This window comes from Brevibacillus daliensis (assembly GCF_021245735.1).
Lineage (GTDB): Bacteria > Bacillota > Bacilli > Brevibacillales > Brevibacillaceae > Brevibacillus_B > Brevibacillus_B daliensis.
The window spans coordinates 1-14,118 of sequence record NZ_JAJISB010000016.1; the positions used below are offsets into that span (position 1 = coordinate 1).

Sequence of the window (14,118 nt, forward strand, 5' to 3'; positions counted from 1 at the left end):
GGGTCACTTTTTTAAGTGTCCATCTTACGGGTCACAGTTCAGATATTTAGTAGGACTCTGTTTTAATGTGAATTTCAACAACCCTCTTACTTCGCGATTTCAAACCAACCCTTGCACTTTATTTCTCCATACTCATTCTTTACAATTACCTGACCACCCAATCTGGTTTCGCCAGATGTCTCTAATTCCTCAATGATTTGCCCCTCAATAATGAGCTTCTCACCAGGCACACTCTTTTCTTTGAACCGCACATGAAAGGAACGAACCTTATCACGAGGAAACCAATGTGTAATGGCTTCACCAGCAAACCCCATTATTAGCATTCCATGTGCAATGACTCCTCCTAGCCCAGCTTGTTCACCCACAGGAACTACGGTGTGAATAGGATTAAAATCGCCCGATGCTCCTGCATAACGAACCAATTGGGTATGAGTGAGCGGAGGCTTTTCAATTGGTATACACTTAAACATGCATCTTTCCCTCCCTATTTACAACTGTTCTACAATTGTGGAGCGACTAATTAACACCTTTACGTCATATTGATTAACCCATTCGGTTTGAATAACAACGAATAGCAAGTCCCTTTTCTGGTTAGCAGATAAAATCGTACTCATTCCTGTTAGCTCATCACCTGCGTGAATAACTGCCAAGTACTGATACTCCTGCTCAGCATGCAATACTCGTAATGGGTTCATTTCCAAGAGCTGCATTAGTTCATCAAAATTATATCCGGCCCACATCTCCATAACAGTTGGAAAGGTAAGTGGAATGGGAATGTTGCGATAGCCTTGAGCTAGTGCTTCATCGAGATCGTAATAAATCGGATTATCATCTCCAATCGCTAGTACAAACTCCTTAATCTTCCCCTTTTCTATCAAATATTGAAAAGGACCAAGTGTCACACCAATTTTCCGCTGTAACTTTTCCACATATGCCCCTCCCTGCCAACTTTATTGAGAGAAAATTCAGATTATAATTTACTTATTCTTGCTCAAAAATATAAAATCCTTCTTCACTTGTTTAAAGAAGGATTTACATCACTATGCTTAATCAAACGAGATTGTCTCTAAGGCGTCACGTAGTATGTTTGCGGAATGTATTAGTTTCTCCTTTTCATCATCTGCCAAACAAATTTCGATAACCTCACGAACACCCGCTCGATTCACTACCGCTGGAACTCCAATATAAATATCTTTTAATCCGAACTCTCCATGAAGTAAAGTAGCGATCGTTAAAATGGAGTTTTGATTATACAAAATTGCTTTGGTTAATCTTGCCAGGCTCATACCAATCCCGTAGTAAGTAGCACCTTTTTTATCAATAATCTGGTAAGCTGCATCCCGCACATTAATAAAAATTTGGTCCAATTCTTCCTGACTAGGTCCTATTCCTTTATCCAGACATTCTAAAATACTTTTTCCTCCAATGCTTGCTTGGCTCCATATGGGAACCTCCGTATCACCGTGCTCTCCCATTATGTAGGCATGTACACTCCTGGAATCAACTTGAAAAGCTTCTCCCAGTAAAAAGCAAAATCGTGCCGTATCCAATATCGTACCCGAACCTAATACTCTTTCTGAAGGTAAGCCGGAAATTTTCCAAGTAGCATAAGTAAGAACATCTACCGGGTTACTTGCGACCAAAAAAATTCCGGAGAAACCACTATTCATGATGCTTGAAACGATCGTCTTGAATATTTTTACATTCTTCTCGATTAAATCGAGTCTCGTCTCACCCGGTAACTGATTGGCTCCCGCTGTAATCACAACCAGATCAGCATCCTTACAATCCGAATAATCGCCCGCCCAAATTTTCATAGGCGAGCTAAAAGGTATGCCATGGCTTAAATCCATGGCATCTCCCTCTGCTTTATTCTTATTTACATCAATGATAACCAATTCGTTTACCATTCCCTGATTTACCAAGGCATAAGCATAGCTCGATCCTACAAATCCCGAACCAATCAAGGCTACGCGAGAAATTTTTCTATTCATAATTTCTTGCTCCCTTTCCGATTTGATCCGTCATATTGTAACCGTATCTACTGCTTTTCATTAACAATCTTGGTATAAAAGCGTACAGTCAAGAAATAGTATCCCGTATAGATCAGGATAAATATCACAATCGTGACAAGGACAGGAATGGTAATCGACATATCAAATAACATCGACATTGTATTAAGAGCGAATAAACTGTGTATGATCCCCACTCCTAATGGCAGTGCAAAAATAAACAAAACTTGTTTGCTAATTGCACTCTTACGCTCTCTCTTCGTTGTTCCTATCTTGCTGATAATCGCATAAAGCTTCTTGTCATGATGTGCTTCTGTCAATTGTTTGAAATAGAGGATAGAACCCGTTGCCAGGATGAATACCAAGCCGATAAAACCTCCAATAAAGATCATCAAACCTGAGCTTTCCTTCAAAAGCTGATAGGAGGAATAATAATCGTTCATTGCTACGTTCTCGAGTTCTGTCAGTTCTTTCATCTCATTACTCAATGCAAGACTATTATCCTGATTATTAATCGTTACGTTTTCAATCGTGTATGGTGTCCCGATTTTTTTACTTTCTTCAAACACATTGTCATCAACAACGAGGATGGGGAAAAACAAATTGGACATTCGTTCACTTGCTATACCCACAAGACGTAGCTTCGTAACAGGAGCTTCTTTAGTCCCTTTCGTTAGAAGAATCGATTGATTTTTTATGCTACCCCACTGACTTTCATTGGCGTAAGGAAATATCATATGCATTTCATCTGAATTAAGCTCTATAGGCTGTAAACCTTGTTTTTCTCGATTGCTGTTATATTTGCTTTCGGATAATAATTTATAGCCATCTTTTCCGTTAAACTGTAAATAATGTTCTTCTGGTAAATCAAATCTTCCAGCCACAGAAAGGAACGGTAATTCATTACTCTCTACAATTTTATGTTCATCGGAATGTTTTTCAAAAATCTGCTCTACTTTCCCGGCAAATTCATCTGATTTTTTCTCGTATGAAAAGCTATACGGATTCATCTCTTTTGTTTTAATCCCTACGTTGTAATAAATAGTAGCCATAGTACCGATTGCACAAAGTGTTAAAGTGCATAGCACTGCAATGGTAGCAAGCGAGGTGGCATGCCCCTTAATCCGATACAAAAGCTGACCTTTTGTAATCATATTTAACCCTTTATAAATCGATTTCTTATTGTTACGAGCCCGCTTCAGGTAATTAACCATGAAAAAGTGGAAGAAAATATAGGTTCCAAGAACAGTGGCACCAATAATATATAAAGCGATTATTGGATCAGGGAATTTCATAAAGTTAACGGACAGATAATAGGCCGAACCTATCAAAATTACGGAAATTAGCGCCATAATTAGAGAACCCTTAGGAGCCTTCTCCCCTGCCTGATCTGCCTTAAATAGATCGATCAGCTTAAAGCGATAAATTAGCAAATAACTTTGAACAGACGTAAATAGGCTAAGACATATAAAGATCAGGACTGTATTAATAACAGCCTGTAAAGGAACCTCAAAAGAAACAGTAATAGTCAGGTTCATCAGATAGGCTAAATATGTGAGGGCTAATTTAGAAAAAAGAGTCCCTCCTGCTATACCAATTAGTAAAGCTCCCAAGCTGAGAAACATGTTTTCAAAAAACAGCATCATCCCTATTTGTTTTCTTCGTACACCCAATAGAGAATATAAACCTACTTCCTGTTTACGTTTCCTCGTAAAGAAACTATTGGAATAGACAGCAAATACAGCAACAAACAGGATAATTAACCAACTCGAGAAGGAAAATGCATATGACATACTTCCGGACAATTGACTTTGTTTCAGCACCTGTGAATTGTACTGTAGTGATACAAATGTATAGTAGATGGCGATACAAAATATGAGCGATATAAAGTAGAGTAAATAATTTTTTGCATTACGCTTCATATTTCGGGTAACGAGATTAAATAGCGTCATTTATGTCATCTCCAACTCTACCTAATAGTTCTAAAATCTCCTGCGCAAACTCTTTACGAGAACGGTTTCCCTTTATAAGCTCCTTATAAATCATCCCATCTGTAATAAACAAAATCCGATCGCAATAACTGCCTGCAAACACATCATGTGTTACCAATAAAATAGTCGCATGTTCCTGTTGGTTCAAATCCTGTAATGACTCAAGTAAATGCTGCGATGATTTAGAGTCCAGAGCTCCAGTAGGCTCATCTCCAAAAATCAATGAAGGATTGGTAACAATCGCTCGAGATGCTGCACAGCGTTGTTTTTGTCCTCCAGATACTTGATGCGGATACTTTTCAAGAATTTCTGTAATGCCTAACCGTTTAGCGATTTCTTCTACTCTTTTATCAATTTCTTTCGTCTTAACTCGATTTAAGGAAAGGGGTAACGCAATATTCTCTCTGATTGTGAGTGAATCAATCAGATTGTAATCTTGAAAAATAAAACCTAGCTTACTCCGGCGAAACAGAGCCAGTTGATCTTCCTTCATAGCGATGACATTAGTGCCGTCGATGAAAATATTACCCGATGTTGGCATATCAATCGTAGAGATAATATTAAGCAAGGTACTTTTCCCCGCTCCAGATGGTCCCATAATACCTACGAACTCTCCCCGATTTACTTGAAAGCTTACCTCTTCTAATGCTGTAAATTGATTTCCCTTATTACCATATAATTTCGAGACTTGATCTACTTTAAGAACTGCTTGCATGAATATCAATTCCTTTCGTTTCTGTTTTTATGATGTACCGCCTTTTTATCGTTGGCGGATTACGATGTATATGATGGGGCTTTGGGTCTCTGTAATCATTGCTTGCTGACTGCTGTGTGAGCATCTTTTAGTTTTAGTGTGGTCTCTTAAAAATGAATGATCTAACATTTTACGATCTCTTCCAGATCATCCACTTGAACCACTGCTTTTGTATCACAGAGCAACCGGATTACTGTCAGGATCACGCCCATTATTCTTTTCATTCGCTTCACCCTCCGTTTCTCTTGATGACTTAATTGTATAGGATGGGGATTTTTACTCCCATCGAGTTTGCTTTCAATAAACTTACATCTTTGTAAGTTATGCAGAGTAAAAAAGTAAGCGTGAAGGCTATGTATACCTTGCTCTTAACATAAAAAAAGAAGCCGCTCTTCAGCGACTTCTTTCATTTTCACTAAATATGTTTCACGTGAAACAGTCTAAACATGATCTGTTTTTAGTAATTGGCTCTCCCATCAACAATCAATTACACCCTTAATTTATTTATCTTAACTTAACATGTTAGGGTAGATCATTGTTCATGTTCATTTCTTTCAGTTATTGATCTTCCCCAGTCTAACTATTTCGTTAGGTTTTTGAAATATTGAATCGTCTCCAACTCATCCGCTTCATCAATAAACAGATTAAGCTGCTTCGTTACTTCCACTGCAAACTCGACATATGCGCCACCCTTTGCTGTAATAATATTGCCATCAACTGTTACATCCTGGTCTGTAAATGCTTCTTGTAACTTGATATCATCTACGGAAGTGGTATAACGTTTGTCCGTAAGTATCCCAGCTTTCTCTAATAGAAGGGGCCCCCCACAGATTGCAGCCAGTTTCTTGTTTTGTTGGTGCATGTTTCGTATCAATCCAAGAATCTCTTCATCCTCTTTTACATCGAACACATAGTTTCCACCTGGGATAACCAATAAATCATACTCTTCTGCTTGAACATCTCCTACTACAGCATGTGGCATTACTCTAAGTCCCCCAACACTAGTTACTCCCTCTTTATCGGTAGCAGAAGCAATTGTTATGATGTCACTGTTGCAGTGTGATAAACAATAGGTGAGAATACTAATTTCAAAATCAACGAATCCCGGTGCCAAGTAGATTAGGCTTTTCAATATGTTCACCTCTTTTTTTAAAATTTTCCGAATATTCCTGATATAGTAAGAAAACTAAAGCTTTACCGAGTCTTTGGCATAGGCAAAACTTTAGTTATACTTATACGGACTAGAGTTATACTTTCTTATCCGTTGAAAAAAGCCAGCTCATAACAGACACGGATGTTTGTACTTGCTGGCTCTACTCATATATATTTTTCTAGCGTATTTTGTTGGTTACAATTAAAAATCTAAATTACGCACATTACGTGAGTACGTTTCAATAAAGTCACGACGCGGTTCTACTTCATCACCCATCAATGTCTGAAATACCATATCTGCATCGATTGCGTCCTGTAATTCAACCTGAAGCAGCGTGCGTATTTCTGGGTCCATCGTAGTTTCCCACAATTGTTCCGGGTTCATTTCCCCCAGCCCTTTATAACGCGAAATATTGATTTTTGGTGTTTCTTTTAATTGGGATACAATCTCATCCCTCTGACGATCGTTATACGCATAGTATAAGTTCTTCCCTTGCTTAATACTGAACAAAGGTGGCTGACCAATATAAATATAGCCACATTCAATCAATGGACGCATATAGCGGAAGAAGAAGGTTAAGAGTAGCGTACGAATATGTGCACCATCGACATCTGCATCTGTCATGATAACAATTTTATGGTAACGAGCTTTGCCGATATCAAAGTCTTCCCCAATACCTGTTCCCAGTGCAGTGATAATCGTACGGATCTCATTGTCATTTAAAATTTTATCCAGACGTGATTTCTCAACGTTAAGCACTTTACCACGTAACGGCAAAATTGCCTGGAAGTGACGATCACGTCCCATTTTCGCTGAACCACCCGCAGAGTCTCCCTCTACGATAAATAGTTCGCTCTCAGAAGCATCTTTGGAGGAACAATCAGCCAGCTTACCTGGTAGAGCACTCACTTCCAGCGCATTTTTTCTACGCGTTAATTCACGTGCCTTACGTGCTGCTTCACGAGCTCTAGCAGCCATCAGGGACTTCTCAACCACTTTTTTGGCTACAGCAGGGTTCTGCTCCATGAAAGCCTGAAAACGCTCGCCAAAGACGGATTCTGTGATGCTACGAGCTTCAGAGTTACCCAACTTTGTTTTTGTTTGTCCTTCAAATTGTGGTTCAGGAATTTTAACAGAAATGATCGCTGTTATTCCTTCACGCACATCATCACCGGATAAGTTCGGGTCCTTTTCTTTCAAGAAGTTGAACTTTCGACTGTAGTCATTAATAACGCGGGTCAGCGCTGCCTTAAATCCCGCTTCATGCGTACCGCCCTCATGTGTGTTGATATTATTGGCAAAGGAGTAGATGTTACTTACATAGCTATCGTTATATTGCAACGCAACCTCTACTTGCAGTCCATCTTTTTCTCCCTCACAATAGATAACTTCTTCATGCATGGTATCACGGTTTCTATTTAGGAACGAAACGAAGGATTGAATTCCACCCTCGTAGTGAAACTCTTCACGGCGTTCTTGTTCTTCACGTTGATCTTCCAATGTGATTTTTAGCCCTTTATTCAAGAAAGCTAACTCACGAATACGTTTTTGTAAAATCTCGTATTCAAAACTTGTGATTTCGGTAAAAATGGATGGATCTGGCTTAAACGTGATTGTTGTACCGGTCTCTTCTGTTTCACCAATGATTTTAAGATCTTCAACAGGTGCTCCTACTTCAAATCTCATAAAATAAACGTTACCGTTCTGCTTGACCGTAACGTCCATCCATTCCGACAAGGCATTTACTACGGAGCTACCTACACCATGCAAACCACCAGATACCTTGTAACCGCCACCGCCAAATTTACCACCGGCATGCAGTACAGTTAATACGGTTTCTACTGTCGACTTACCCGTTTTTTCATGGATACCAGTTGGAATACCACGTCCATTGTCAATAACGGTAATCGTATTGTCTTTATGAATAAAAACATTAATCTCGTCGCAATGTCCAGCCAAGGATTCGTCGATAGAGTTGTCTACGATCTCCCATACCAAATGGTGAAGACCACGACTGCTGGTTGAACCAATGTACATACCTGGACGTTTTCGTACAGCCTCTAATCCTTCTAATACCTGTATCTGACTAGCATCATAATTTTGATCTTTGGTTGTTACATCCACTACTCTGTCAACTCCTTACTGTCAGTTTGCACGGGGAGTAACACATCTGACTGGTGCAAAAACTGCGCTCGTTTTTTTAAGGTAAGTGAAGAAATGGGAGAACAGTAAATCACATGTGAAGTAATAACATAAGATTTGATTTCTACATTCTCCTGATCGATCAAACGTTTTTCTTTCCCGGAATCCTCCATGAAGGCTAGAGAAATATTTGAGTTTTTCACCGTCTGATGGTCAATAATAGAGATCACATCTTTCATGCGGACAACAGTGTCCCCACCCACATGCAAAAACATAGCTTTCTCACCTTACCCTTCTTTGGAGATGGTTCCCTCCTGTACATTAAAGCGAGTTGCTTGTTGTAATACCTGATGTTTTAATCCTTCCACTCCTGTGGTCGTTACAAACGTCTGGATTTTATCTTGAATGGTTTCAAGCAACAAAGTTTGACGATGCTCATCCAGTTCTGACAATACATCATCGAGAAGTAGTACGGGATATTCTCCTACCTCTTGCTTGATCAATTCAATTTCTGCCAGTTTTAGAGAAAGGGCTGTCGTACGTTGTTGACCTTGGGAGCCGTATGATTGTACATCCATTCCATTCACATGCAAGGAAAAATCATCACGGTGCGGACCAATCAAGGTACTACCTCTCATCTTTTCGCGATCGAAGATTTCCTCATAAGCTGCAAGTAATGCTTGCAAGGCTTCTTCCTCATTCATCTCTCTTGTCACTGGAGAGCTGTTTTCGTACTTCAGGCTCAATTGTTCTTTACCGTTCGTAATTCCCCCATGGATCTCCTGAGCCCAACTTTCCAGCTTGGTGATGAATTCGAATCTCTTTTTTAATAATTTTACCGTTAGATCGGCCAATTGTGTATTCCAAATTGCCATCATGTCAGTCTGACTGCTCTTTTTCATTGCTAAATCTTTTAACAGCTGATTTCGCTGAGCCAAGACCTTGTTATAGTTGTTCAAATGATAGAGATAGGTAGGAGAAACCTGACCAATCTCCATATCCAGAAAACGTCTTCGTTGAGCAGGTGCTCCCTTCACAATCGCTAGATCCTCAGGAGCAAACAGTACTACATTTAACGCTCCAATGTAGTTACTTAATTTTTTCTGTTCTAAACCATTAATTTTAGCCTTTTTTCCCTTATTGGTCAATTGCATCTCTAAACGAACAGATCCGTAGCGTCTGTCTACTTCGCTACGGATAGTTGCATAGTCGGCATTCCAGTTAATCAGTTCTTTATCCTTGGAAGTCCGATGAGATTTAGCCAGGGCAAGAACATAAATAGCTTCGAGTGCATTGGTCTTACCCTGAGCATTATTTCCGACAAAAAGGTTAATCGGGCCTGTAAATTCCAGCGAAAGCTCTGCATAATTGCGATAGTGTGCCAACTTCAGATTGCGTAAGAACAAAGAGCTTACTCCTCTCAGCCTGCAGCCACTGTAAATGAACCATGATCTTCAATTTCAATCAGGTCATTCGGATATAGTTTCCGGCCACGTCGATCTTCCGGTTCCCCGTTTACTTTGATGGGAACTTCCGAAAGAAATGCTTTAGCCATTCCTCCTGTGTCGATTACACCACACAGCTTCAAAAATTGACCAAGCGTTATATATTCGGTACGAATCTTGACTGCATTAGCCATTGTTGTACATTCTCCTTTTATGAAACTGATTCTAATACGTACGAACTGGCAAGATTAGATGCAAACTCCAATTGTGATCGGTTGGGCGAAGAACAAATGGACTCATCGCTCCTGAAAAACTTGCCATGATTTCAGAGCTGTCAATAGAACGAAGCGCATCAATCATAAATTTAGCGTTAAAAGAGATTTTCAATTCTTCTCCGTTAAAATCTTTAGGTTGCAGAGTCTCCGTTACCTTACCAATCTCAGGTGCATTGGAGGAGATTTCAATATTTCCATCAGGTAATGTAGCCAGTTTAACCACGTTTGTTTTACCGGCACTACTTAGTAAAGAAGCACGCTCAATGGATTGAAGAAATTCCTTCGTTGATAAAATAATTTCAGTCTTGCTACCTTGAGGAATAATCCGGTTCGTATCTGGATAGGTTCCCTCTAAAAGACGAGAATAAAACAGGATATGATTTGATTTTACTAGAATTTGGTTGTCTGCTACAACAATATCAACCAAACTTTGGTCGTCATCCATGATTTTTACCAGTTCATTACAGCTTTTTCCTGGAACAACGATATTATAAAAACGAAGATCATCGGAACACTCTACTTTTGCATTGCGTGCTGCAAAGCGGTGACTATCCGTAGCGACAAATCGAAGTTCACCTTGCTCCAGCGTCCACATGATACCTGTCAAAATTGGACGCATTTCTGAAGCAGCTACTGCAAATGAAGTCTGACGAATCATTGTTTTTAACAAGTCACCAGGAATACTGAAAACTTTATCCTCTTCCAGCTGTGGCAATTGCGGATATTCGTCAGCATTTAGTCCGTTAATGGTAAACTCTGCTTGTCCAGAACGAATTGTAGTTACCAAACGCTCATCTACTTGAATATCGATCTCGTTAGCAGGCAGTTTCCGTACAATTTCACTAAAGATTCGTGAAGGCAGAACAATGCTACCTGGTTCATGTACAGTTACTCCCCAGTTTTCTCCCTCTTCCAATGGAATATGAACTTCGATAGAAATATCTGAGTCACTTCCTGTTAATGTTAACCCATCTTGATCTGCTTTTACTTTTATTCCCGTTAAGATTGGAATTGTTGTTCTGGTTGATACAGCTTTTCCTACATGTGATACAGCTGTCGATAATTTATCGCGTTGCACTGTGATCTTCATTATACCTTACCCCCGTATACGAAATTCTTGTATAAAAATGATGTATATTCTTTTCTCAGTCCGCGTATATTAATACATTAATTGTTTATATTAAAAAGATAGTAATAGTAATAGGGACTGTGGATTTGTGGATATCTCAAAGAAACGCTGATAACGAAAGCCTATACACATGTGGATAAGTTGTGTATAGGCTTTTTAGGTTATTCACAGTTTCCATGCTCTCTTTCGAATATTAATGGCCGGTTTTTAGCTTTTCTATTAATTGCTGAACAGTCTCTTGCAATTGAGGATCGGTAGCAAGGGACTTAGAAATTTTTTCATGGGCGTGGATGACTGTTGTATGATCACGGCCACCAAATTCGTCTCCAATTTTCGGCAGAGAGGCATCAGTAAGTTCGCGCGACAAATACATAGCGATTTGACGAGGAAATGCTACAGATTTGGTTCGTTTTCTTGCTTTAAAATCTTCCAATTTTAATGTAAAAGCTTCCCCTACTATTCGCTGAATGTCAATAATCGTGATAACTTTCGGCTTAGAGGAAGGAATAATATCTCGCAGGGCTTCCGCAGCTAATTGAGTATCAATATCGCGATTAATTAAGGAAGAATAGGCAACAACACGGATTAGTGCCCCTTCCAGTTCACGAATATTGCTATCAATTTGATTTGCGATATAAACCATCACTTCATTTGGTATATCAAGGTTTTCGGCCTTTGCTTTTTTACGTAAAATAGCAATCCGGGTTTCTAGATCCGGCGGTTGAATGTCAGTAATCAAGCCCCATTCAAAACGAGAACGAAGACGATCTTCCAACGTAGGAATCTCTTTTGGTGGTCGATCAGAAGATATGATAATTTGCTTACTTTCTTCGTGTAATGCATTGAAAGTATGGAAAAATTCTTCCTGAGTTTGTTCTTTTCCAGCCAGGAATTGAATATCATCAATCAAAAGCACGTCTACACTGCGATATTTATTACGAAATTCTACTGTTTTATTGTCTCGAATTGAATTAATAAATTCATTCGTAAATTTCTCTGACGATAGATAAACCACTTTTGCAGAGGGATTATGTTGAATAACGTAATGACCGATGGCATGCATCAAGTGAGTCTTACCTAATCCTACCCCCCCATATATAAACAGCGGATTATAGGCTTTGGCAGGAGCTTCTGCTACAGCAAGCGAAGCAGCATGAGCAAAACGGTTCCCAGATCCAATGACAAATGTATCAAATGTGTATCTAGGATTTAAAATGCTTGTAGGCTGATCTTCAACTCCTTGCGATTGTAGAACTACCTTTGGAGCTATCATCATTTCATCATTGATACCTAAATCGGGATTTTGTGGTACGACAAACTTTACTTTCATATGAACGCCAGTCGTTTCAAAAAGCATCTCTGTTATAAGCGGTGAGTAACGCGATTCCAGCCAATCACGGGCAAATTCATTGGGTGCGACTACAATTAAGGAGTCTTCTTCGAGTGCAGTTGCCTTCGTTGCTTTTAACCAGGTGTCAAAACTGGGCTTACTTAATGTTTTTTCGATCTTAGCTAGAACTTTTCGCCACAATTCGCTAATCGTTGCGTCCACCTAGTAAATTCCTCCTTCCACCATCACAAGTAATGTGTGGATAAATTACATCTATAGAAAAATAGAGTACGTCAAGTGTTTGAGAAAATAGAGAAAAAAAGAAGACAATTATCCGCAGGGTTGTGAGTATCTTATTCACAGTGCAGAACATCTGTCCACAAAATTATCCACATGCTGTGGAAAAACATTTATGCTTGTTCATTTATTAACGGATCAAAACAAAAACATGATATCAAATAAAAGCCATGATATCAATGGTTTTTTACTAGTTATCCACAAACACAACAAATAGTGGCGCTATGATATTCACACCCCTATATTTTGTGTACAAGCTGTAGATAGATTTGTCGAAAACTTTTCTGTGGATAAAAAAGTTATTCACAAGGGTTGGGAAATAGTTTTTTGTGGATAGTTAAAATAGAAATTTGGAAATAATGATACGTAGCTTATTAGAAGAAAATGAAGTAGGATAGGAAAGAAAGGAAAGAAACGGGAGGTCGCGTTGTCTAAAATGTAAACTTGACTTTTTCTTTTTTTCTCTATATAATGCCTTGGAGGACGGAGGTGTATTTCAATCATGAGACCTACATTTAATCCAAATAACCGTAAACGCAAAAAAGATCACGGGTTCCGTAAGCGTATGAGCACAAAAAATGGCCGTAAAATTTTGGCTGCCCGTCGTAGTAGAGGTAGAAAAGTTCTTTCCGCTTAGACCACATTAAAGAGTGGTCTTTTTCTTACTGTATCAGAAAGTATAAGCGATTGAGCATATATTCTCGATACTTAATGAAAATCATCCGCTGTAATGAAGGCTTCTACGAAATAATTTCGCTAGAAGTTTTTCTAAAAGTAGGTACTGCCTATGAAGGTCTGCCCTTGAAAGAGGATAAGGACAATAGATGCGAGAAGCCAGCCGCTGGCTGGCTTCTTCTTTGTTTCTTGGAAATACTAGTATCAGTGGAATGCGCCCTTTTTTTCCACTATAATGTTGATGGTAGGGGTGTAAACCATGCATCACTCGCATCGCCTGCGAAAAAATGAAGAGTTTCAAGCTGTTTTTCAAAATGGAAAATCAGCTGCTAATAAACAGTTTGTAATCTATACGTGGGAAAAAGAGGGACAAGCCAGTTTTCGGATAGGTATATCTGCCAGTAAGAAAATTGGTAACGCTGTCACTCGAAATAAGGTAAAGCGCCTTATAAAAGAAGTAGTCTCACGTGTTGAAGAGAAAATAAAACCTGAGCTAGACATTGTGGTTATTGTTAGACCTGGGGTAGAGGAATTATCGCTATCCACGATTCAAAGTACATTAATGCATGCGCTTAAAAGAGCAAAAGCAGTCAAGGCGACGAATTTACATACTGATAAAACTAGTTAAAAAGAGGATCATGTAGAATGAAAAAACTATTAATCATGTGTATCCGCTTTTATCAAAAGTTTATTTCGCCAATTAAACCACCGACATGCCGTTTTGCACCAACTTGTTCCTTCTATGCAATCGAGGCGATCAAACGCTTTGGTGCCTTGAAGGGAGGCTGGCTCGCAATTGTCCGAATTGCGAAATGTCATCCTTTCCATCCAGGAGGAATTGACCCTGTTCCAGAGAAAAAATAATATAAATTTTTCCTTGAGTAAATAATAAGGAGGAACAAAGCTTTGAGTAGT

The 14,118-nt window shown here is 39.1% G+C and carries 15 protein-coding genes; 3 read left to right on the forward strand and 12 right to left on the reverse strand.

All coding sequences use genetic code 11. The features are described from left to right. Nucleotides 1–86: 86 nt before the first annotated feature. From LM917_RS13200 to dnaA, 12 genes are all read right to left on the reverse strand, one after another. Entirely contained in the window at nt 87–470 is a 384-nt protein-coding gene (locus LM917_RS13200) for a MaoC/PaaZ C-terminal domain-containing protein (RefSeq protein ID WP_232697998.1), read from the reverse strand. An 18-nt stretch (nt 471–488) separates the two neighbouring features. After that, nucleotides 489–929 carry an FAS1-like dehydratase domain-containing protein gene (locus LM917_RS13205; protein ID WP_232697999.1) on the reverse strand — a complete coding sequence of 147 codons (441 nt, stop codon included), beginning with the start codon at nt 927–929 and terminating at the stop codon, nt 489–491. Nucleotides 930–1,046: 117 nt separating this feature from the next. Beyond that, nucleotides 1,047–1,994 carry an L-lactate dehydrogenase gene (locus LM917_RS13210; RefSeq protein ID WP_232698000.1) on the reverse strand — a complete coding sequence of 316 codons (948 nt, stop codon included), beginning with the start codon at nt 1,992–1,994 and terminating at the stop codon, nt 1,047–1,049. 47 nt (nt 1,995–2,041) lie between these two features. Beyond that, nucleotides 2,042–3,964, reverse strand: a complete 1,923-nt coding sequence (locus LM917_RS13215; RefSeq protein ID WP_232698001.1) for an ABC transporter permease — start codon at nt 3,962–3,964, stop codon at nt 2,042–2,044. Next, nucleotides 3,951–4,718, reverse strand: a complete 768-nt coding sequence (locus LM917_RS13220; protein ID WP_232698002.1) for an ABC transporter ATP-binding protein — start codon at nt 4,716–4,718, stop codon at nt 3,951–3,953. The genes LM917_RS13215 and LM917_RS13220 overlap by 14 nt, the downstream gene beginning before the upstream one ends. Before the next feature lie 619 nt (nt 4,719–5,337). Continuing rightward, a complete protein-coding gene (locus tag LM917_RS13225) occupies nt 5,338–5,889 on the reverse strand; it encodes a DJ-1/PfpI family protein (RefSeq protein WP_232698003.1) in 552 nt (183 codons plus the stop codon). 222 nt (nt 5,890–6,111) lie between these two features. Continuing rightward, nucleotides 6,112–8,034 (reverse strand): DNA topoisomerase (ATP-hydrolyzing) subunit B, encoded by a 1,923-nt coding sequence (gene gyrB / locus LM917_RS13230; RefSeq protein ID WP_232698004.1) that lies wholly within the window; start codon nt 8,032–8,034, stop codon nt 6,112–6,114. Further along, entirely contained in the window at nt 8,034–8,327 is a 294-nt protein-coding gene (remB, locus tag LM917_RS13235; protein WP_232698005.1) for an extracellular matrix regulator RemB, read from the reverse strand. The genes gyrB and remB overlap by 1 nt, the downstream gene beginning before the upstream one ends. A 12-nt stretch (nt 8,328–8,339) precedes the next feature. Continuing rightward, nucleotides 8,340–9,458, reverse strand: a complete 1,119-nt coding sequence (gene recF / locus LM917_RS13240; protein ID WP_232698006.1) for a DNA replication/repair protein RecF — start codon at nt 9,456–9,458, stop codon at nt 8,340–8,342. Between the two features lie 14 nt (nt 9,459–9,472). Further along, the gene (yaaA, locus tag LM917_RS13245) at nt 9,473–9,691 is read right to left on the reverse strand and encodes a S4 domain-containing protein YaaA (protein WP_232698007.1); all 219 of its coding nucleotides are present in this window, start codon (nt 9,689–9,691) and stop codon (nt 9,473–9,475) included. A 31-nt stretch (nt 9,692–9,722) separates the two neighbouring features. Further along, nucleotides 9,723–10,862, reverse strand: coding sequence for a DNA polymerase III subunit beta (gene dnaN, locus LM917_RS13250; protein ID WP_232698008.1), 1,140 nt, complete (start codon nt 10,860–10,862; stop codon nt 9,723–9,725). A 232-nt stretch (nt 10,863–11,094) separates the two neighbouring features. Beyond that, nucleotides 11,095–12,453: a chromosomal replication initiator protein DnaA gene (gene dnaA / locus LM917_RS13255; RefSeq protein ID WP_232698009.1), complete on the reverse strand. Its 1,359-nt coding sequence runs from the start codon at nt 12,451–12,453 to the stop codon at nt 11,095–11,097. Between the two features lie 574 nt (nt 12,454–13,027). On the opposite strand from dnaA, the gene rpmH reads away from it, so the two are divergent. From rpmH to yidD, 3 genes are all read left to right on the forward strand, one after another. After that, nucleotides 13,028–13,165, forward strand: a complete 138-nt coding sequence (gene rpmH / locus LM917_RS13260; protein ID WP_232698093.1) for a 50S ribosomal protein L34 — start codon at nt 13,028–13,030, stop codon at nt 13,163–13,165. 297 nt (nt 13,166–13,462) lie between these two features. Beyond that, nucleotides 13,463–13,831, forward strand: a complete 369-nt coding sequence (rnpA, locus tag LM917_RS13265) for a ribonuclease P protein component (protein ID WP_232698010.1) — start codon at nt 13,463–13,465, stop codon at nt 13,829–13,831. Nucleotides 13,832–13,848: 17 nt separating this feature from the next. After that, nucleotides 13,849–14,067, forward strand: coding sequence for a membrane protein insertion efficiency factor YidD (yidD, locus tag LM917_RS13270; protein WP_232698011.1), 219 nt, complete (start codon nt 13,849–13,851; stop codon nt 14,065–14,067). Nucleotides 14,068–14,118 lie beyond the last annotated feature (51 nt).